At 54.0% G+C, this 20,876-nt stretch carries 18 protein-coding genes and 2 pseudogenes; 12 read left to right on the forward strand and 8 right to left on the reverse strand.

All coding sequences use genetic code 11. The features are described from left to right. The first annotated feature begins 15 nt into the window (after positions 1–15). The 5 genes from cdaA to ACK4IR_RS04615 are packed head-to-tail and all read left to right on the forward strand — an operon-like array spanning position 16 to position 4,412. Positions 16–894: a diadenylate cyclase CdaA gene (gene cdaA, locus ACK4IR_RS04595; protein ID WP_409872910.1), complete on the forward strand. Its 879-nt coding sequence runs from the start codon at positions 16–18 to the stop codon at positions 892–894. A gap of 22 nt (positions 895–916) precedes the next feature. Then, a complete protein-coding gene (uppS, locus tag ACK4IR_RS04600; RefSeq protein WP_409872912.1) occupies positions 917–1,666 on the forward strand; it encodes a polyprenyl diphosphate synthase in 750 nt (249 codons plus the stop codon). A gap of 58 nt (positions 1,667–1,724) precedes the next feature. Next, positions 1,725–2,387 (forward strand): uracil phosphoribosyltransferase, encoded by a 663-nt coding sequence (gene upp, locus ACK4IR_RS04605; protein WP_409872914.1) that lies wholly within the window; start codon positions 1,725–1,727, stop codon positions 2,385–2,387. A 3-nt stretch (positions 2,388–2,390) separates the two neighbouring features. Next, positions 2,391–3,296 carry a homoserine kinase gene (gene thrB / locus ACK4IR_RS04610; RefSeq protein WP_409872916.1) on the forward strand — a complete coding sequence of 302 codons (906 nt, stop codon included), beginning with the start codon at positions 2,391–2,393 and terminating at the stop codon, positions 3,294–3,296. A gap of 45 nt (positions 3,297–3,341) precedes the next feature. Further along, positions 3,342–4,412 (forward strand): RuBisCO accumulation factor 1, encoded by a 1,071-nt coding sequence (locus tag ACK4IR_RS04615; protein ID WP_409872918.1) that lies wholly within the window; start codon positions 3,342–3,344, stop codon positions 4,410–4,412. A 4-nt stretch (positions 4,413–4,416) separates the two neighbouring features. On the opposite strand, the gene ACK4IR_RS04620 is transcribed toward ACK4IR_RS04615, so the two are convergent. Beyond that, positions 4,417–6,660 carry a GumC family protein gene (locus tag ACK4IR_RS04620; RefSeq protein WP_409872919.1) on the reverse strand — a complete coding sequence of 748 codons (2,244 nt, stop codon included), beginning with the start codon at positions 6,658–6,660 and terminating at the stop codon, positions 4,417–4,419. A gap of 17 nt (positions 6,661–6,677) precedes the next feature. After that, entirely contained in the window at positions 6,678–7,808 is a 1,131-nt protein-coding gene (locus ACK4IR_RS04625; RefSeq protein ID WP_409872920.1) for an SLBB domain-containing protein, read from the reverse strand. Between the two features lie 191 nt (positions 7,809–7,999). Here ACK4IR_RS04625 and ACK4IR_RS04630 point away from each other — a divergent pair, with 191 nt between their 5' ends. Together ACK4IR_RS04630 and ACK4IR_RS04635 are read left to right on the forward strand one after the other, a co-directional pair. Beyond that, positions 8,000–8,722, forward strand: coding sequence for an ABC transporter ATP-binding protein (locus ACK4IR_RS04630; protein WP_409872922.1), 723 nt, complete (start codon positions 8,000–8,002; stop codon positions 8,720–8,722). A 25-nt stretch (positions 8,723–8,747) separates the two neighbouring features. After that, entirely contained in the window at positions 8,748–9,032 is a 285-nt protein-coding gene (locus tag ACK4IR_RS04635; protein ID WP_409872923.1) for a DUF427 domain-containing protein, read from the forward strand. Here the strand turns inward: ACK4IR_RS04635 and ACK4IR_RS04640 are convergent. Then, positions 8,986–9,918: a methylenetetrahydrofolate reductase gene (locus tag ACK4IR_RS04640; protein WP_409872925.1), complete on the reverse strand. Its 933-nt coding sequence runs from the start codon at positions 9,916–9,918 to the stop codon at positions 8,986–8,988. The two genes, ACK4IR_RS04635 and ACK4IR_RS04640, sit on opposite strands and share 47 nt — an antisense overlap. A gap of 55 nt (positions 9,919–9,973) precedes the next feature. Beyond that, a complete protein-coding gene (gene glmM / locus ACK4IR_RS04645) occupies positions 9,974–11,344 on the reverse strand; it encodes a phosphoglucosamine mutase (RefSeq protein ID WP_409872927.1) in 1,371 nt (456 codons plus the stop codon). A 180-nt stretch (positions 11,345–11,524) separates the two neighbouring features. On the opposite strand from glmM, the gene rfaE1 reads away from it, so the two are divergent. Beyond that, positions 11,525–12,547: a D-glycero-beta-D-manno-heptose-7-phosphate kinase gene (gene rfaE1, locus ACK4IR_RS04650; protein WP_409872928.1), complete on the forward strand. Its 1,023-nt coding sequence runs from the start codon at positions 11,525–11,527 to the stop codon at positions 12,545–12,547. Here the strand turns inward: rfaE1 and ACK4IR_RS04655 are convergent. Next, the gene (locus tag ACK4IR_RS04655) at positions 12,544–14,241 is read right to left on the reverse strand and encodes an N-acetylmuramoyl-L-alanine amidase (RefSeq protein WP_409872930.1); all 1,698 of its coding nucleotides are present in this window, start codon (positions 14,239–14,241) and stop codon (positions 12,544–12,546) included. The genes rfaE1 and ACK4IR_RS04655 overlap by 4 nt on opposite strands. A 432-nt stretch (positions 14,242–14,673) precedes the next feature. On the opposite strand from ACK4IR_RS04655, the gene ACK4IR_RS04660 reads away from it, so the two are divergent. After that, the gene (locus tag ACK4IR_RS04660) at positions 14,674–14,898 is read left to right on the forward strand and encodes a replication restart DNA helicase PriA (RefSeq protein WP_409872931.1); all 225 of its coding nucleotides are present in this window, start codon (positions 14,674–14,676) and stop codon (positions 14,896–14,898) included. A gap of 68 nt (positions 14,899–14,966) precedes the next feature. Beyond that, positions 14,967–15,245, forward strand: coding sequence for a hypothetical protein (locus ACK4IR_RS04665; RefSeq protein ID WP_409872933.1), 279 nt, complete (start codon positions 14,967–14,969; stop codon positions 15,243–15,245). Here ACK4IR_RS04665 and ACK4IR_RS04670 read toward each other — a convergent pair. Continuing rightward, positions 15,242–16,444: an anion transporter gene (locus ACK4IR_RS04670; protein WP_409872935.1), complete on the reverse strand. Its 1,203-nt coding sequence runs from the start codon at positions 16,442–16,444 to the stop codon at positions 15,242–15,244. The genes ACK4IR_RS04665 and ACK4IR_RS04670 overlap by 4 nt on opposite strands. A gap of 388 nt (positions 16,445–16,832) precedes the next feature. On the opposite strand from ACK4IR_RS04670, the gene ACK4IR_RS04675 reads away from it, so the two are divergent. Further along, on the forward strand, positions 16,833–17,135 hold the full coding sequence (locus ACK4IR_RS04675; protein WP_409872937.1) for a DUF3155 domain-containing protein: 303 nt from the start codon (positions 16,833–16,835) through the stop codon (positions 17,133–17,135). A gap of 740 nt (positions 17,136–17,875) precedes the next feature. Continuing rightward, a pseudogene (locus ACK4IR_RS04680) lies at positions 17,876–18,148 on the forward strand (transglutaminase-like domain-containing protein); the annotation flags it as partial. 47 nt (positions 18,149–18,195) lie between these two features. Here the strand turns inward: ACK4IR_RS04680 and cax are convergent. Together cax and ACK4IR_RS04690 are read right to left on the reverse strand one after the other, a co-directional pair. Beyond that, positions 18,196–19,266, reverse strand: a pseudogene (cax, locus tag ACK4IR_RS04685) (calcium/proton exchanger); the annotation flags it as partial. A gap of 94 nt (positions 19,267–19,360) precedes the next feature. Then, positions 19,361–20,800, reverse strand: coding sequence for a DUF3084 domain-containing protein (locus tag ACK4IR_RS04690; protein WP_409872939.1), 1,440 nt, complete (start codon positions 20,798–20,800; stop codon positions 19,361–19,363). Between the last annotated feature and the right edge of the window lie 76 nt (positions 20,801–20,876).

Genomic DNA, 20,876 nt, shown 5'->3' on the forward strand with positions numbered 1-20,876 from the left:
GACACAACAGATGGGATGATAAGCCTCTTGGGTAATTTACCATGGCTGCTGCTGTCCTCGGAGACATTGGCCAAGGTGCGAACTGTTGTGGATGTGGTTTTGGTCTTGACCCTAACCTACGCTATTTTGCGGGTTGTGGCTGAGCGGCGAACCCTCTGGATGATACGGGGCTTTATCTTCCTGCTTTTGGCGACCTCCCTCAGTCGTGCCATTGAGCTACAGTTTTTGAGCTTTGTTCTTCACAACTTAGTCATTGGCTCTGCCGTGGCCTTAGCTGTGATTCTGCAATCGGAAATTCGCATTTTTCTGGAGCAGTTGGGACGGGGGCAGTTTTTGGGCTTTATGCAGCCCGTGGCCGAGTCGAGTCTGACCAATGATGCTGTTGATCTAATTGTGACAGCAGTGAAGGGGTTATCTCAGGATCGCACGGGGGCACTCATTCTGCTGGAAACCCATGCAAAGCTCAGCCCTCAAGATTTTACCCATGCAGGCATCCCACTCAATGCCCGCCTTTCGCCAGAATTGATTACCTCCATTTTTCAGGTGAGTTCTCCCCTGCACGATGGGGCGATTTGGGTGCGGGGGGCTGAAGTGATTGCCGCAAAGTTGATCTTGCCCCTCTCGGATCGCACGGGGCCTTGGCAGTTGGGCACTCGCCATCGCGCTGCCCTAGGGATTACTGAACGGATTAGCCACTGTGTCTGTGTGGTGGTCTCTGAGGAAACGGGGTCAATTTCCCTTGCCTTTAAGGGGGAGCTTCAACGCCCCCTCACAAGCAGTAAACTAGGGGAATTGTTACGCCAATATGTGCAGAACCCGGGGACAGGAACCTCCCAACCCTGTCCACGTCGGCACCACTTAAAGTTCTGGAAGACTGTATGGCCACTGCGCTAATTTCCGCCAGTAGGATGTGTCCATGACGCAACAGCCCCATTCACTCATTGAGTTACCCGATGATTTGGATCGCGATCGCCTACCTCGCCATGTGGCGGTGATTATGGATGGGAATGGCCGCTGGGCAAAGCAACGCAATTTACCGCGTACGGTGGGGCACCAACGGGGGGTGGACACCCTCAAGGATTTGTTGCGCTGTTGCAAAGATTGGGGCATCGAAGCCCTGACAGCCTATGCCTTCTCCACGGAAAATTGGGGGCGCCCCCTGCCAGAGGTAGATTTTCTGATGACCCTCTTTGAGCGGGTGTTGCGGCGAGAACTGGAGGAAATGGTGGCTGAGGGGGTACAAATTCACTTCGTAGGTGACTTGGCGTGTTTGCCGAAATCCCTGCAAGCAGAAATTGAGCGGGCAATGAGAGCCACAGCCAATAATCAAACAATTAAATTTGTGGTGGCGACAAACTATGGTGGACGGCGGGAAATTATCCACGCTTGCCGTTCGATTGCAGCTCAAGTAAAAGCTGGACTCCTTGACCCTGCGGATATTGATGAAGTGCTCTTTGAGCGGCATTTGTACACCGGTGGCCTTCCGGATCCCGATTTGCTGATTCGCACCAGTGGCGAGATGCGCGTCAGTAACTTTTTGCTATGGCAGGTGGCCTATTCAGAAATTTACGTCACCAAGACCCTCTGGCCAGATTTTGACCGCGCTGCTTTCCATGAGGCGCTACGGGATTATCAACAGCGACAGCGGCGATTTGGCCGTGTCTAAAGGGGACGGTTTCGGTGGAGAATAGGAAAGCCCGCCGGGTAGGTATTGGAGCGATACTGTGACCCCCCAATTGCGCATTTATGTCCCCCCCCATCCCCTGATTCAGCACTGGTTAACGGTTGCTCGCGATCGCAACACGCCCACCCCTTTATTCCGGGTAGCGATGATGGAGTTAGGGCGGTGGCTAGCCTATGAGGCGGCACGGGAATGGTTGCCAACAGTGGAAACAGCGGTTGAAACCCCCCTTGCCTCCTGTAGGGCGTTGGTGGTGAATCCCCAAGTACCCGTCGTGGTGGTACCGATTCTACGGGCGGGTTTGGCCTTGCTCGACGGTGCCCAAGGGGTCTTACCCACAGCAAAAACATACCATCTTGGGATTGTACGGGATGAGGCCACCCTTGAACCCAGTTGCTATCTCAATAAGTTGCCCCCCCAGTTTGACCCGCATACCCGTGTCCTCATTAGTGAGCCGATGTTGGCAACGGGAGGTTCTATCATGACAGCAATGCAAGAATTGGTGCAGCGGGGGATTGATCCAGCCTTGGTGCGCATTATTTCCGTGGTCACAGCTCCCCCAGCGTTGCAGAAACTCGGTGCCCATTTTCCCGCTGTCCAAGTTTATGCCGCCACCATTGATGAAAAATTGAATGAGCAGGGCTTTATTGTGCCCGGCTTGGGAGATGCCGGCGATCGCGCCTTTGGTACTGGGGAGGAAGCATAACCCATGATGACAGTGGTTACGGTGCCGGCGACAACAGCGAACTTGGGGCCAGGGTTTGATTGCTTAGGGGCTGCTCTGACCCTCACCAATACGTTCACTTTTTCCCTGAGCGATCGCCCCCATGTCAGTGTGCGGGGTAGAGAAGCAGCCACTGTTAGCAGTCGTTCCGACAATTTGGCCTATCGCGCCTACAATCGTCTCTATCAATATCTCGGGCGTGAAGCGCCACCCGTGTATCTAGAAATTGATCTGGGGGTTCCTCTCGCGCGAGGCTTGGGCAGTTCAGCTACAGCAATTATTGGTGGCTTGGTGGGAGCAAATCGGCTGGCGGGCTTTCCCCTCAGTCCTCACGAGGTGTTGGAATTAGCGATTGAAATGGAAGGCCACCCCGATAATGTGGTGCCTGCTTTGCTTGGGGGCTGTCGCCTTGCCGTCCAAGAGAGTGCAGGGGGATGGCATTGGCTAGAGATTCCTTGGGATCAGGATGTGGTGCCCATTGTGGCGATTCCAGACTTTGAGCTAGCCACGGCAACGGCGCGGCAAGTGCTGCCACCCCACTGTACTTATGCGGATGCGGTTTTTAATATCAGTCACCTTGGTGCTCTGCTGCGGGGTTTGGAAACGGGTCAACGGGAGTGGCTGCAACTGGCCTTGGGTGATCGCCTGCATCAACCCTACCGCCAAGGTCTGATCAAAGGCTATGCCGCTCTCCACCAGGCGGCTCTTGAGGCGGGTGCCTATGGTCTGGTCATTAGTGGAGCGGGACCCACCCTCTTGGCTCTTGGGGATCCCGTTACCGCCTCAGCCATTGCCACTGCCCTTAAGGACACTTGGGCAACATTTGGTGTGCAGGCACGGGTGGAGATACTCGCAATTCACCGCCAAGGGACAACGGTGCGCGATCGCTAGACAGTCAATTAATTCTATGTTTCCCTGCTCCTAGGAGGTGGTCTGATGAGTCAAGAACAGGAGGATCTGACAACGGAAGTGATTCAACGCCTACGCCGTAAGGAGGGAACTTGGCAGGACTGGGGGGCAGGATGCCAACAACTGCGACAACAAGGACTATCCCCCCAAGGGATTTTTGAGGCCACAGGCATCGAGCCGATTCAGCAAAATCAACTGATTATTGCCTTGCAAGTGAGTCAGAGTTTGCGGGACGCCCCTGAATCAGTACGTGCCTATTTTCAAACCCAGGGCAGCGATCTGCTCTATGAACTGCGGGTGTTGTCGGCGGGCGATCGCCTTGCGGTTGCCAAGCTGATTGTTGAGAAGCAACTGGATGTCACGGCGGTTCATGAGGTGTGTCGTGCCCTCAAGGCGGTGAGCTATCAAAAGGATGACAATGAAGGCTTTGGTGAGAGTGTGGGCGATCGCATTGGCCGCTACTATTGGCAACTGGCGCGGCAGCAACGAGATCTCGCCCAGCGATCGCGCCTCATTGCTCAGGGCTTTCGCTTTGTGGAATCCGCCACAGGTCGCCAAGCCCTCGAAAAACTACTGACGGACTTTACCGTTGTCCCTGCTGTTAGGCAACCCCGCCTGCCCCTTTACCGCTTGGACTCCGCCGAAGATCTACCCTACCTAGTTCCCGTGGCCGGCACAGCTCCCCTCACTGCCGTAGCGTTTCATCAAGTGCCCCAGTTAACCTCCACAGGCGCCTTTCAATTCGTCTCTGTCTCTCAACCTATGACGGTGGTAGCTCTCCCCAGTTGGCAGGTTCTCCTGAATGCTGTTGATCCTGTCGCAGTACTTTGGCCGGTGGCAGACTTACCCACGGAATTACCCCCCACTCCTGAGGGGCTTCCTATTGAACAGGTTCTCCTGATTGTAGAGCGTGGGCTTCAAGAGTGGGATCGCGATCGCTATCTCCTGATCCCATCTGCCTCTAGCAACACTGTCCAACTGGCTTGGTTTCCTGAACCGCCTACAGTTCCGATTCTGGGACAACTCCTGCTCGTTCTGCGCCCCTCCCAAGTCTTGGATGACAGCATTAACAAAGAACTCTGGTTTTTTGAGGAATAATTCATCAGGCGAGATTCACCACAACGCCCAAAGCACCGACATTCCCTAAACTGTAATCTGCTAAGGCTAATCGCACAGGCTCTTGGGCTGCCTTCAGATTCACCACCACAAGGGTCTGATCCACCAGTCCCGACCAAAGCTTAGCATCGGCAAAGTTGGCCAAAGGGGGTGTATCCACAATCACCAGATCAAAGTAGTTTTTGAGATACCCCATGAACTGCTTAAGCATGTCTTGACTGAGGAGCCGCATCGGCTGTTGCCGCAACTCCCCGGCGGTTAAAATTGCCAAACCTCGTCGAGCCTGAGCAACGCTATACCAGCGCTGCCGCTGAATGAGCCAATCCGCTAAACCCTGTTCATTGTTGAGGCCAAGATAGCGGTGAATCTGGGGACGCCGCAAATCCCCATCAATGAGGAGAACCCGCTGGCCGGTGTCGGCGGCAGCTAGGGCAAGATGGAGGGCAATGGTGGTGCGCCCATCGGCGGGTAGGGCTGAAATTACAGCCAACGAATGCCCTAAGCCCACGGCTTGGAGGTTGGCAAACACATGGTGAAAGGCTTCCTGAAATTTGACCCCTTCCCCTACAGAAGGTAGCACTTGGGTTACTTGCCACAGTCCTGAATTGCCTTTCACCACTCGCTCTAAGCGGAGATTAGTTTGCGGGTTTGTCTTGGGAATGTTGCCAAGGAGAGGCAACCCTAGGGTCTCTTCCACCTGTAATGGACTGACAAACGTATTGGCCGCGGCATCGGCTAGATAAATGGCCAGCACACCTAATAGAAGGCTGGCGATCGCCCCTAGTACCAACAGCAATAAGCGGGGGAAGGTGGGTTGGACGGCAGGATGCTCTAAATCCGTTAACACCTGCCAAGCAAAGTTATTCTGCGCCAGTTGCAGTTGCACCGCCTGTCGGGCTTGGTTGAGCATCTCGAGGGAGAGATTTGCCGCCCGAATCCGATTTTCAAGGCGATCAATCGCGGGCAGTTGGCTACTCAGTTGTTGGAGTTGTTGGGCAACCGCCGCTTGCGGAGCAGCTAGCTGAGCATCATAGCGCCGCTGGTTTTCGTACTCAATCCATGCCGTAATGTAGTTGGTAATCAGTGTTTGCGAGACGGTTCCCTGAAAGCCGAGGGCAGTGGGGTTGTCCACTTGATATTGCTCACCAATCACTTGGCGGGCGATCGCCTGCAACTGCTCCACCAACACTTGCCGCTGTTCCTCTAGGGCTTGGATAATGGGTGTCCCTTCACGGAAAATGGCCAGATTCTTGGCAATTTCTTGATCCAATTCTTGAAGGCGTGCCAGTTGCTGCTGATAAGCAGGGGAAGTACTCAAATTCGCTGCTGCTAAGGCTTCGGCAGGCGTCATCTTCAGTTGTTCTTGAAACCCTTGGAAACGACCGTAGGCTTCTACGGCCTTAAGGCGAGCCATTTGGCGCAGGTTATGGATTTGGCGGTACTGTTCGGTCAAAAAGCGCAGTTGCTCTGAGGGTTGCAGGCTTGTGCCTTGCGGTTGACGGGCTTGGAGTTGCTGCTGTAGTTGCTCTAATTCCGTAAGGTGCTGATTGATATCTTTATCCAGTTGCTGTAGGGTGCGATGGAGTTGTTCTTGGCGATCCCGCTGACTATAGTCAACAAATGCCTCTGCCACGGCTTTTAAGACGGCGGTCACGATTTCCGGGTGGCGATCGCGGTAGGCCACTTCTAGGACTTTTGTTTGTGTCGGCTGTTGCGCTGGGGCTGAACTGATGACGGGTCGAATTTCCAGATGCTCGGCCAAGACCCGCGTGGTCAAATGGGGATACTGCTGTTGCAGTTTCTGGGCAATGGGTGCCAAGACTTTGTCACTTTCCAGCACCAGAATCTGTGACCCCACATCTATTTGAGGGGTTGGGGTTGGTGGGGGTGACGGGAGGAGGTCGGTGGGGAGGGTTCCCGCAATGCCATCGCGGGGGGGTAGTGTTGGTGCAGGCGGTGGCTCTCTGACCGGTTCCATCAAGAGGCGAAAATAGGCCTCGTACATTTCGGGCTGCCAAAGAACATACCCGCCCATGGCCAAGAATGAGAGTAGGACTGTCCCTGAAAGAAGGCGCCACCGCCGCCGACAGCGATCGCCAAAGGCTTGCAGCCCACCTTTTTTAGAACTCTTTATAGTGCTGAACCGGGACGAATTTCGCTGGCGATCGCCACCAAGGCGCGCCTCGCGCTCAACCACTCGTAAATTGGGTAGGTTTTGTGGCAGCGACATCAGCAGTCCACCGTCTCTCAATCGAATTGGTTGATAAGGTTAAAAATAAGTCCTAGCGTTCCCAAGGCTCCGAGAGGACGCAACGCATTGCCAATCGCATCCCCCACTTGGGTTACCCCAGACCGTTCCACCACAATCACATCCCCCTCTTGCAACACAGGGTTGTCGTTGGCATTGGGTTGAGCCGCCAAGCTAAAGGGGATGCGTCGCCGACTGACGGTACCATCCCGATTCAGCCGCACAAGGGTCACCCGAGACCTATTAGCACGCTGAATATTGAAGCCGCCGGCGGCGCCAATTCCTTGGGTGAGCGTGGCATTGGGTGGCACTTCTACAATCCCCGGTCGAAGCACCTCACCGAGCACCTGAATCCGAATTTTTTCTGGCGAAAACGTAGTAGAAGCTACTCGTATGGCTTCAGCAGCATTCACTTCCTTCGCCTTGGGCACCACGATGACATCCTCGCTGCGCAGCGTAATATCTTGGTTGGCATCCCCCGATTGAATCATTTCCCAAAGGTTAATTTTGGTGACCACCGTCTGACCGTTGGCCAGTTGACGACGCACCTCGATGTTACGAATGTCTGCCTCCTGGGTAATGCCACCACTTTGAGCGAGCACTTGGCTAAGGCGAGGCCATGTTAAGCCACCGGAAAGGCCAATACCAGGAGCAGAGGCCGATACAGACGTAAAAGGAACAACGTAGGTTCCCGGACGGCTAACCTCACCCGCCAATAGAATCTTCATGGGGCGCGGAGTCTGCAACGTAACCGTCACTGCTGGAAAGCGCATGACTTTACTATAGGCATTGAGAATCACCTGCTCCGCTTGGGGTAGGGTGAGGCCGCCCACAATTACACGTCCTGCTAAAGGCAGGGCGATCGAGCCATCGAGATTGACGGTAAATTCCTTTTGGCTGGTGACGGTTGACGGTAAATTTACCACTTCGATGAAGAGAACATCGCCTGCACCCAAAAGGTAGTCTTTGAGGGGATCAACTGCTGTGAAGTTATAGGCAGTTAAGCCGACCGGTGGCGCCTGAGCTGCGGTAGGAGTTGGCATGAAAAGGGCTGCTCCAAGGGTTAAGCCGCTCGCGATCGCCAGCCCTAGGGCACCTTTTTGCAGGTGTGGTAATCTTCTGTACCCCATCGTTGACGCTCCCCACAAATTGCACAAGGCCGCCAAATGACCTACTCCCAATTTTCCACTTTCTTTACCCTACCTGATGCAGGCTAAAAGAGATCCTTAGGATTGCTCACTTCTTCAGACGGCCATGACGTAACAGAAGCCTCCTAAAAAAGGCTTTAGAATAAGGGGCAGGATTGTCTTAACTAATTTTAATGCTGGATCGGCCACTGATTTGCCTTGAAAATATCTCTAAGGTTTACGGGCAAGGGGAAACGCAAGTGCACGCCCTCAGGGATATCAATCTACAGGTTCATCGCGGGGAGTATTGTGCGATCATGGGCGCGTCGGGGTCAGGCAAGTCCACAATGATGAATATTATCGGCTGCTTGGATCGCCCGACCGCCGGCCGTTACCTTCTCGATGGTCAGGATGTGGCACACCTCAGTGATGATGAACTGGCCCATATTCGCAATGCCAAAATTGGCTTTGTCTTTCAGCAGTTTTACTTGCTGGGACAATTGACGGCTCTCGAAAACGTCATGCTCCCCATGGTTTATGCACAGGTTCCCCCTAAGGAACGGCGCGATCGCGCCATCGCCGCCTTGGAGCAGGTGGGCTTGGGTCACCGCCTTGAGAATCGTCCTAACCAACTCTCCGGCGGACAGCAACAACGGGTGGCGATCGCCCGGGCCATTGTCAACCAGCCCCTCCTCCTCCTTGCCGATGAACCCACGGGTGCCCTTGATAGCCACACCACGGCAGAAATTCTCGCCATCTTTGGTCAACTCAATAGGGCGGGCATGACCGTCATTATGGTCACCCATGAACCCGATGTGGCGGCTGTCACCCACCGCATTATTCAGTTTCGTGATGGTCAAATTCTTTGCGATCGCCCCAATGTGCCTAGCCCGCTGACGGCACCTGTTTTATCTTAGGAAGAGGAACAATTGAGAAAAGGCAATGGCAAAAGCAGTTTGGAAAGGCGCGACCTTGGCCGAGAGCGATCGCTATGAAGTGGTTGAAGGCAATGTTTATTTTCCGCCCGAAGCACTCAATCAAGCGTATTTTCAGCCGAGTGACACCCATACAGTTTGCGGTTGGAAAGGCACAGCTAGCTACTACCACATTGTTGTCAATGGTGAGATGAATCGCGATGCGGCGTGGTACTATCCCGATCCTCAGCCGGCGGCGGCCAATATCAAGGGCTATGTGGCGTTTTGGCGCGGAGTGCAGGTGACGCGCTAAGGGGCAGAATCCCAGCTCGGTTGAGAATTTCGGGAATCAAATCCTCGCGGCGCACCGCCATTAAGTGCACCCCCTGACAAAGTTCCCGTGCTTGTTGGACTTGCTCTGCGGCAATTGTAATTCCTTCATCCAAGGGATCAGCAGCGGCGGCGAGGCGATCAATAATGTGCTGGGGAATCGCAGCCCCCGGCACCGCGCGATTGATAAACATAGCATTCTTGGCCGACTTGAGGAGAAAAATTCCGGCCAGAATTGGCCGACCACAGCCTGCGGCAATCTGATTCATAAACTTGGCGAGCCGCTCGAAATCGGTAATCAGCTGCGTTTGAAAAAACTGGGCACCGGCAGCCAACTTGCGTTCAAACCGTTGTTGCAATCCTGACCAACTGGCGGACTGGGGATCAACCGCTGCCCCGGCAAAAAATTGGGTGGCGCCATCGGGTAAAGGGCGATCTTCGCTATCCACCCCTTGATTGAGTTGGCCAATGACCCGCAGGAGCCGTACAGACTCGAAATCAAAAACGGCTTTGGCTTGGGGATGATCGCCCACTTTGACGGGGTCACCTGTCAGTGCCAGAATATTGCGTAAACCAAGGGCGGCAATGCCCATGAGATCTGCTTGCAGAGCAATACGGTTGCGATCGCGACAGGCCATTTGACAAATAGGCTCAAATCCTTGCTGTTGCAGTAAGTAGGCCGCTGCCCAAGAACTCATCCGCAAAACCGCGCGACTGCCGTCGGTAACATTGACCGCATGTACTCGCCCCCTTAAATGAGCCGCTTGGCGCAACATTGTACTGGCATCCCTCCCTTTGGGCGGACACACCTCTGCGGTAATCAGGAACTCACCCTGCTGACAAGCAGCTTGGAAACGAGAAACAGACAAGTAAAGAACTAGAGCGCGACTAGGCAACTATCATACACACTAGTGACGCCTGTTCCTAGGCGGCCAAATGGGTAGTTACCGTCTGCACCAAGGTCTCTGTCCAATAATCAGCAACACTTTGCTGCTCTGCTTCCACCATGACACGGATAACGGGTTCTGTACCGGAGGCACGTACCAAGACTCGCCCGCGATCGCCCATGTCCTGTTGGGCTTTGGCAATCATCCGTTGCAGAGGTTCACACTCTTGCCAATGCAGCCGCCGCTGCCGGTCTTCAATACGCACATTGCGCAGAATTTGGGGATAGGCGGCAAAACTTTGGTCTCGCAGTTGGGCGAGGGATAGACGGGACTCCTGAACCAAGGTTGCTAAGTGCACTGCCGTTAGCAGGCCATCACCCCCTATCCCATAGTGACGGCAGAGAATGTGTCCCGACTGTTCTCCCCCCAGCATGGCACCATGGCGCAGCATTTCCGCCTGAACGTATTGATCGCCCACAGCCGCCCGCACCAATTGTCCACCGCAGGCCTGCCAAGCCCGCTCAAAGCCGAGATTAGACATGACGGTGGCCACAATCAAATCCTTGGGCAGTTGCGCTTGCGATCGCAGGCGTTGTCCCCAGAAGTAAAGAATGTGATCCCCATCAACCACTCGCCCTTGACTATCTACTGCCAGCACGCGATCGGCGTCGCCATCAAAGGCAAATCCCATGGCGGCACCAGTTTCAGCCACAGCCTGCTGCAACGGCTCTAAATGGGTGGAGCCGCAGTTGACATTGATGCAATCGCCATCGGCGCGATCGTGAAGGGCAATCACTTCAGCCCCTAGGGCATGGAACACCGTCGGCGCCACAGCAACCGCAGAACCCCACGCCAAATCCAACACCACCCGCAGTCCCCGCAGCGGTTGACGCTCTTCAAGGGGGGCTTGCACCGCATAGCGATAGCGCTGGAGCAGCTCTGGGCGATGATACACATGCCCCCAGTGTTGGGTACAGGGCAGAGATAGTCCGGCACTGAGGTGCGCTTCAATTTGTTTTTGCAGATCGGGGTGGAGTTTCGTACCGTCACTGCCAAAAATTTTAATGCCGTTGTCGGCGGGAGGATTGTGACTGGCGGAAATCATGGCACCACCAATGGCTTCTGTGGTGGCTGTGAGGTAGGCAATACAGGGAGTTGGACACAGACCCACCTGCCACACTTCAAAGCCGGCAGCGGTTAACCCTGCGGCCAAGGCGGTGGCCAACATATCACTGGAATTGCGAGAGTCTTGACCAATAATAAAGGGACGGTTGGGAGTATCTGTGGTTTGCCGCAGCACTTCCCCCACCCAGTATCCCAAGCTCAAGGCCAAGTTGGGGGTTAAGAAATCCCCGGCGCGCCCGCGAATGCCATCGGTTCCAAAGCGAATCGGCTGCTGCTCAGTCATGGTTAATTCTTCACGCCACACCTCACCTAATTTTCTAGTCGAGCTCCTTGGTTATGCAGGAGGCGATTCTTAACATTTATTCATTCCCTCTGGACTATAGCACCTCTATGACCCTTTGCTGCCGCATCAATGTTTCCCCACAGGAGTATGCTGGATTAGCGGGAAGTGAGGCAAAGCCAAATGTTACTACCTGACCTGCGCCAGCAATTGCGATCGTCTCAAGAACGACTGCTCCACCTTTTGGAGTCTTTTGCCACAGCACGGGTACTGGTGGTAGGAGATTTAACGCTGGATGAGTTCCTCACGGGTCAGGTGGAGCGCCTCTCACGGGAAGCGCCGGTTCTGATTTTGCGCCATGAGTTTACGCGCCAAGTCCCCGGCGGGGGCGCCAATGCCATCTACAATTTGGCCAAGTTGGGTGCCCAGGTGCAGGCGGTGGGGTTGGTAGGCACAGATCCCCAAGGGGAGGTGCTCTGCCGGATCTTTCGGGAAGCCGGCATTGACACGCAGGGCATCTTGAGGGATGGCGATCGCCCCACCGTGACGAAAACGCGCATTTCGGGTCATGCTCGCCAATCGGTAACTCAGCAAATTGTGCGCGTGGATCGCAAGTCCGATGATCTACCTGTCCCAGCTCTTCAAGAGGCACTGGCTACGTTTATTCGTCAGCAAGTGGGCACAGTGGACGCGGTGGTGTGCTCCGACTATGGCGATGGCGTCTTTACACCCCCGGTGATTGCAGCAGCCCTAGAACATGAGCGCACAATTGTGGATAGCCAACGAGATTTAGCGCGCTATCGGGGTGCTTTTTTGTTTACCCCCAACCTACCCGAAGCTGAAGCAGCCGTGGGCTACCCCATTCGCACTGAGGCAGAGGTGCTGCAAGCGGGAGAGGATCTGCTGGACTTGACGGGGGCTAAGTATATCCTGATTACGCGGGGTGATGCCGGTATGAGTCTCTTTAGCCGCGAAGCAGCCCCCTACCATTTACCTGCCTTTAACCGCACCGATGTCTTTGATGTGACGGGGGCAGGCGATACCGTTGTGGCTGCCTTAACCCTTGCCCTTGTGGCAGGAGCCAACCTATGGGAAGCGGCAGTTTTGGGGAATTTGGCCGCCAGTATTGTCGTACGCCGATTTGGTACGGCAACCACCTCCACTGCCGAGATGGCAGCAGCCCTCCACCATTTACTAGAGGATTAATCTCGTGTGGATTGCTGTAACCATTGAAGAATGCCTTGGGCAAGGGTGCGAGCCAGCTTAGCTTGGGCTTGGGGGTTCACAATCCACTCAAACTCCTCGGGGTGAATCATGAAGCCCAGTTCTAGCAACACCGCAGGAGCGATTGTGGGACGAGTTAGGGCAAGATTATTCCAAAACACACCGTATTGCTGTCGCCGCAGTCGCTGACTTAAATACCCCTCCAGGAAAAGGGCCAGATCATGGCTTTGGGGGTGATACCAAAAGGCGCCAATTCCTTGGGTATGGCGGGCATCACCCGCATCAGGAAGAGCATTGTAGTGCAGGCTCAGGGCAAGGGTGGGTTGGGCTGCTTCAATGGCGAGAATGCGATCGGGCAAGTCCAGATCAATATCCTCTGTGCGTGTCAAGATGACCGCTGCCCCAAGGCGCTCTAGCTCTGGTGCCAGTTTTTTCGCTAGGGCCAATGTGACCACCTTCTCTGGTGTACCATCTGGGCCGCGTGCCCCCAAGTCCTCAGGCCCGCCATGGCCGGGATCAAGGAGAATTTTAATTCCCCGCAGGGGTTGTGCCCCCCGTTGAAGTTGGGGTGGATGACGCAGTTGCAGCACGAGCCGAGTCCCTTCATAGGCGATGCGATAGCCCCACTGTTGGCGATGATGGAGTGTGAAGCGGTACTGCACCTGCTGTGGATCAAGGGGGTACCAATCAAGGCGTCGGATCATGGGATCGGCATCGAGGTGAATAATGTCGGTTTGGGGAATCGTGTTGTGGAGTGTTAGTGTGAACTGGCGATCGCCCTGCTGAATGGACATCGGCACCGGCACATCCAAAAGAAAACTGATTTCTGTCCAACCGGTAAGCTGGCGGCTGGTAATACTGCGGATGGTGGCTATTGTTGGCAGCGCACTGGAGAGAAAGCGCACTTCATTCGCGTGAATCCACCCCCCATAGTCCAAATGCAGCCACTCCCCCATTTGTCCTCGCACTCGTGCTCGTGTTCCCACTGGCAGGGGCGTCAGCCGTGAATAATCCGTACTAGGGCCAGTGCGTGCGACCCCACCAAGAGAGCGGGTGACTTCCACAACAGGTAATTGCGTCGGCTCCACCACACGAATGCGGGCACCCAGTTGGCGCTGGGGTGCCAATTGCCACTGAATTGGGCCATAGTCCCCCATTTGGGTGAGCTGGAGGCAATTGCGGTAAAGAGGGGGGCGAGGGGTCACCACATCCCCTTGACCAATCAGGGCAGCAAGGTTAGGGGGCAGTTGCCCTTGGGGCGGTAGGGGTTCGAGGGGCAAAATGCGCTGACCCACTTGCACTCGAACAGCGCGATCGCGAGGGGCAGCCGCAGTAAAGCAAATAGTTTCATTGGGCAAACGCACTAAATCGGCTGTCGGCTCTAAGGGCTGTAGGGTGGTTGGCGCTTGGGGCACGCTGCGGGTAATGGCAAACTCAAGGCGCTGATCCCCAGCTTGGAGGATGATGCGATTTAAGCCGGGTTGCAGCGGAATACTGGGGGCAAAGTGTCCCGCTGGGGAGCGATCGCCAATCACTTGACCATTGAGCGTCACCACGACCTGTGGCGCTGCTGTGCCAATAAAGAAAATCTGGGGGGCAAGGGTGGTGTGCTCTTGCGGCGGATAAACCACTTGTAGTGAACCCTGTGCCCCTGCTGGCCGGAGTGAACTGACCATTAGGGCACTAAAAAGACTCAAACTAAACCAATTCACCCCTGACCCTCATGCATTTCTTAAGCCTTTCTTCAGATTACCTTCCTTTTCTAGAATAGGGGGCGCCTATGATGCCGTCTTGCCTGTTGTGATCTTGTTTAATCCTTGGGAAAAAGACTGTTATAAAAGTCAATCACTTCTCAGAAAAAAGAGGAAGTTTTCTCTTAGGCCACTTATGGAATTCATTGATCCCCGCTAAATTAGTATATTTTTTAACATTGGGATCATTGCCATCTCTGAGGAATCCATCCATAATAAAAAGTGTCCTCTCTCATAAATTTCCTTAATGTTGCGCAATACTATTTCTTTGGTCTTGTTAGTTTGAAACGCAAGTTTGTGCAGCACTTCTTATCACAAGTTCGTGTCCATCAAAAAGAATTTAAGGATTATTTAACTATGGTGATCATGCAAACGATTCACTGTCCTCACTGTGGTAAATTAGCCCTGCGTCAACGCTATGGCTCCGTAAGTCACACCCAGTGTCCCCACTGTGATTACGTCCTAACGATGTGCGATCGCACGGGACGGGTGCTGGAGGCCTACACGCCCGAAATTACCCATGTGGGTCAGTATGGCGCCAACCTCACCTGCACCATAGAGCGGACGCGGGCACTCTGCTAGCAAGAATTCATTAGAAGAATCTAAAGATTGATGAGGAAAATCCTGATAGTTGTTAAGATAGTTTACATATGGCTATCTTACTTCTACTGGTACTGGCGTTGGTGCTGTGGTCGGTGCGACTCCTCCACGGTGCCTATCGCCTACGGGATTTTTCCTTACTGCTGGCCAGTGGCCTCGTGGCCATTTCAGCGGGCGGCGTGATTTTTGTCTATAGCCTGATGAATGGTTGTATGGGCTACCTCAGTCAAGGGCAACCCATTCCTGAGTCTGACGCTCCAATGATCATGTCGGATGTAGCCTACTTCGAGAGTGCCTCTGGAGCACCAGCGACCACATTCAGCCCCTAGGTTTGACTTGTGATCCAAGCGTAGGCGATCGCCAGCGTCAACACCGTCAAGGGAGCACCAAAGCGCAAGTGCTGCCAAAAGGAAAAGCGTTGTCCGGAGCTAGCGGCAGCCTCAACGGTAATTAAATTGGCCACAGCACCAAAAAGGGTGAGATTACCCGCAAGGGTACTTGTGGCTGCCAGTAGGTACCAGAGTTGATCGGCGTCGTGGGGGATAAACTGCGCCAACAGCAGCACTGTGGGGACATTAGAAATCAAATTCGACAGCAGGGCGGTCGTCACCACTAGGGGCAAGGGCTGATTTACCCAAGGGCGCAAAACCCCTAATAAATCAAAGTTTTGAATACAGCGGGTGAGAATAAACAGACCCGCAAACAGAACCAATAAAGACCAATCCACCTGAGCAAGAACGCGCTCCGGCTTGAGACGGCGGGTCACCAGTAAAGCCCCTGCCGCCAATAGAGAAGATTCCGCCAAGGGTAAGCCCACCAAAAAGGCCAAAAACATCAGCCCAGAGACAATTAGTGTCTTATGGAGTAATCCTTTTTGCACCTGCGCCGGCTGGAGTGTAGCCAATGGGCAGGGTTGGCGCGATCGCACCTCTGGATAGAGCCACCCCAACCAAATGACTTGCAGACCTAACCCCAGCACAGCGACAGGGATCATCACCTGAGCAAACTGGAGATACCCCAACGCGGAAAACGATCCCACGAGAATATTTTGGGGATTGCCGCTCAGGGTCGCCACAGAGCCGATATTCGTTGCGCCGGCGATCGCCAGTAGATAGGGCACGGGATTCAAGCCCAAGACATGGGTAATGCGCAGCGTTAAAGGGGTGGTTACAAGGGCAAGGGTATCGTTGAGAAAGACTGCCGAGAGCATTCCTGTCGCCACGCTGAGAAACACCAGCAAGCCCAAGGGACTGCCACTAAAGCGCACCACCGTCACCATCGCGATTTGAAAAAAGCCGCCAAGGCTCAGATAGGCATTGACAATCATCATGCTGAGCAAAAACACGATGGTTTGGGGATCAATGGCTTGCCAGGCAGTGGGCAGATCAATGGCTCCTAGGGCAATCAAAAGCGCTGCGCTCACAAGGGCGATCGTCGCTCGGTTCATGCGTAGCCCCGGCACTCCCCCTAGAGCTAAGGTACCGTAGCCGAGGACAAGGATCAGAAGTTGCAGAAGAGATCGCAGCACCTACTGTTGAGCCTAAACGTTCTTCGCCTCTAGCGCTTCCCGCCGTTCTCCAAAGGCAGCTATCCTATTGCCGGCGGAGTCGCGCTTCCACAGCGGTTGGGAAATTTGGTTTTAGCGGCCAAGGTTAATCCTTGGCTTTTGCGCCGCCGTTGCCCCCCGCGGTGGATCATCACAGGGGTACGGTCTCTAGGGTTGCCGGCGTGACTTTCTCAAGGAGGACATGGGGATCAGCCCGGCCTTGATCCTAGAGCAGGGATCATTGCCAAATCAATAAATCGTGTTTCGATAAATTAAGGAAAGTTGAAATTCTAGAATACACTAGGTATACTAAAGGGCGACTTTTGTAAACCCAATAACAGTTATTTAAAGGTAAAGGAGGTAAGGCAACTTGGCCAGAAGACGGAAGCGGAAGAGCCGGCGGCGTCTAGAAGGACGCAAAATCCTTGAGTGCGTACCTCAATATAGCATCGAAAGTGGCGAAGATAAACCCGTGACGGCGGCACGAAAATTTATTCAAGCCAAGGGGATCACCCCGCCCGCTTTACTTCTTGTGAAGCGGAATGAGCACACCACCGATCGCTACTTCTGGGCAGAAAAGGGCTTATTTGGTGCGCAGTACGTTGAAGAAAACCACTTTTTATTCCCTAGCCTAAGGGAACTTGCCGAAGAGAAAATGGCAGCCACCCGCTAGGCTGTTTTTTTTACAAACACCCATTTTATGAAGAGTCAGGACTTACTCTTGGCTCTTTTTACTTTGGCGGTGAGAGGCTAAAGATTTGATCTTTTTGCGTCATTTACTTATGGCAATTTGGAAACCGTCCCCTACAATAGAAATAGCGGAGACGCACGTTTCCGTTCACTCCTCACACCACACCCCGCCTGGACAGTTATTGGTTCGGGCGGCTTCCTTTTAGATATGAAATGGAATACCGGATCTGCCATCAAACCACCTACACTTACAGTGCCCCGTTACCCTTGCCCCCCACGATCTGCGCTTGATCCCCCGCAGTGATGGCTACCAACGCCTGCGATCGCTCTCCCTTTCTACTCACTCCCTAAGGCCAAAGTACTGTCCTCGGTGTCCATGGCAATCACATTCAGCGCTACTAGTGGTCACCGCAACCCACCACTTCCTTGGTGATTCAGATAACCTCCGAAGTAGAAACCTATTGTGACAACCACTTTAACTATTTTCTCGACTCGTGGGGCAATTACACTCCCTTTTAACTATCCGCAACGGCTGGTAACTAGCCTGCATCCCTATTTATCGCCGCCAGTGGATCCGGTTGCCTATGAATTAGCTTGGCAAATGTTAGCCAGTGGCGATGGCAGTGTCCTCGCATTTCTCAATGCTCTCAATATCTACCGCACCTGTCAGCACCAAATTCGCCAGACTAGTGCCCTTGGCCTCCCTGTGTCACTTGGGCAAAACAAATGGGTTCCTGTCGGGATACGGCAGTCTTGTTTATCCATGCCTGTCGGGCTGCGGGCTTAGCAGCATGGTTTCTCAGTGGTTATCAGGAAGGGGATTTAGATCATCCTGAACAACACCGCCATGCTTGGGTAGAAGCGTATTTGCCGGGGGCAGGCTGGCGAGGCTATGATCCCAGCCATGGTCTTGCGGTGAGCGATCGCCACATTGCCCTTGTGGCTGCCGCTGATCCAGCCGATGCTACCCCAATTCAAGGTGCTCTTTGGGGATAAGGCATCACTTCAACCATGGGCTACCAACTCCAGATTCAACGCCTCTCCTACGTATGGAAGAAAAAGGCAGTGCCGAGAATCCCATAGGTGGCCAAGAGCAGCGCCCCCTCTAGCCAGTTGGAGCGGCCATCGAGGCTAATCACATTGGCAATCACAACGGCAATAATCACCGTCACCACCTCAAAAAGACTAAAGTTCAAATCCATGGGTTGACCAATGAACTGGCCGATGAGCACTAATACAGGTGCCACCAAGAGCGCCACCAAGAGCGACGACCCCAAGGCAATCGAGACGGACAGATCCATGTTGTTTTTGAGGGCAACCCCCACCGCAGTCACATATTCGGCTGCACCACCCACCAACGGCAAGAGGATCACCCCGGTAAATAATGGCGTCAGACCCAAGCCCTCCGTTGCTGCCTCAACAGTGCCGACAAAAATTTCCGACTCAAAGGCTACCCCAATCGTGGCAATAATCAGAACAGTAATCCACAGGGGAAGGTTTGGCTTTTCATGGTGCCCCTCTTCATCCCCCAGTTCCACCTGACTGACATCGTACAGATAGCTATGGGTTTTCAGGGAGAAGAGTAAGGTTAGCCCATAAACCAGAATTAGAATGATCGCGGCCACGACTGACATTTTGGAAATGGCTGTTTGCGGCACACTGCTGGAGGTATAAATGACCATTGCCGGCAAAAGCATGGCAGCGATCGCCACCGTCATCGAGGAAGCATTGACCCGTGCCACCACGGGGGCAAAGGACTGCTCCTTGTAGCGAATGCCCCCCAGCAGCATAGATAACCCCATGACCAGCAACAGGTTCGCCATCAGGGTGCCGGTGATACTGGCTTTGACAATATCCACTAAACCTGCTCGCAGCGCCACAATGGCAATAATCAGCTCCGTGGCATTCCCAAAGAGGGCATTCAATAGGCCGCCGATTGTCGGCCCGGTAGCAAGGGCTACCTCCTCTGTTGCTGTGCTCAACCAAATTGCCAAGGGCACGATCGCCAATGCTGCCAAAATAAAGACTGTCAGGGCACCCCATTCGAGTTTCTCAGCGGCAATCGAGAGGGGAATAAACACCAAAAAACCAATCGAAACCAGTCGCTTCATGGGGGTATCCCTTACACGGTGAAAGGAGAAAAATCTCCTTTATCCTAGCCTGCGGTTGGAGTTTTCCATCTCAAGCGGCGAGAAATCCAGTTGGTACCTAGCCACTGCGCAGGATGACTCGCTGATTTTGGCGTGCCACAAGGGAGAGCGTCAGCGGGCCGGCGGTATAAACGGTGGTGGGAGTGACCGCGCTAATATCAATCGTCCCTTGGTGATCTTTGAGATCAAGAACAAATTTCACCAGTTCAATTTGGCGAAAGGAGCCAACTGTGCCGGTCACCGGATCGGGGAGAACCCCGGAGGCGATCGCCCGCCGGTTACTCACCGTAAACAACTGATCCAAGCGCTGCAAAATTTGCTCATCGGTCATCTGGCTCGGATCTAAGGAAATCGTAGCCAGATTCTCACCTTCACGGAAAACCTCCTGATTGCGCGCCACTTGGGGCACCACAAGAATATTACTTTCCCCCTGTAGATAGTTGGCCGCTGCTAAAATACGCACCACATAGGGCTGGCCATCACTAATTTGGCGGCGCAGGCGGTTCACGTCTTCGGTGGTAATTTGAATCACCTGATCCGTGGGTTTCACATTTCGGGGATTGTTGAGAACAATGGCATTGCGACGGGCCTCCCGCAGCAGTTCTTCAATCACTTGAGTCGCTTGAGCGGGATCCTTGACATTTTGAATGATGGCAGAGGCCAAGACTTGCCCCGTGCGAATGGCGATTGTTCCCCGCCGTAGCCCCAACAACAGGATGTTCACGTTTTCCTCAAGGCGTTTACGACTCGCCTCAAGGACAGCAATTTCCTGCTGAAGACTGCGTTGCTGATTGCGTAACACCTGCTGCTGTTGATTGGCAACGGCCAGTTGATCCTGAATGCGATCAATCTCTGCTTGGAGACGATCCTTTTGTCCTTCGACTTCGGCAAGCCGCTGTTGAGCCGTGCGAATGGCGGTTTCTAGAGCTGCTTTTTGGCCAGCCACATCTTCAAGGCGGTCTTGGATGGCCTGTCGCTCCCGTTGCAGGCGCTGGATCTCTTGCCGCAGGCGTGCCCCTTGGGCTTCAAAGTTTTGGAGGTCTTTTTGGGCTTGGGTGTAGCGATCTTGGAGTTGCTTGAGTTCTGCTTCCGTGAGGGTTTGGCGATTGACGGCCTGCTCTAGAACTTGATTGGTTTGACTGAGACGTTGGCGGATGTTGGCCAGTTCAATTTGCGATTGTGCCAGTTCGGCTTCAATTTCATCTTTTTGGGCGCGGGTTTCCGCTAGTTCTTGTTCAGCAGCCGCTTGTTGACGGCGAATGGTATCAATGCGCAGCACGCCATCGCGCAATTCACGGCTAAGGGCAAAGAGGATGGCAAGGGTGGAGGCAGAAATTAAGCTTCCTGTGAGAATGGTAATCAAGACAGCCGTCTGTCGAGGCCGCAAATTAAACCAACTCAAGCGGGCTTTGCCCACTTTTGAGCCGAGGCGATCGCCCACTGTCGCGATCGCGCCCCCCAGAATAATCACGGCCAAGACCAAAACATACCCAGCCATATTTCGGGTACTGCTGCCACTCCCCAACTATACTTTCTACAGTATGTGCTGATGTTGCCCCCTATAAGGGTTTGGG

Origin of the sequence: Thermosynechococcus sp., from assembly GCF_046299635.1 — a bacterium.
Classification (GTDB): domain Bacteria; phylum Cyanobacteriota; class Cyanobacteriia; order Thermosynechococcales; family Thermosynechococcaceae; genus Thermosynechococcus.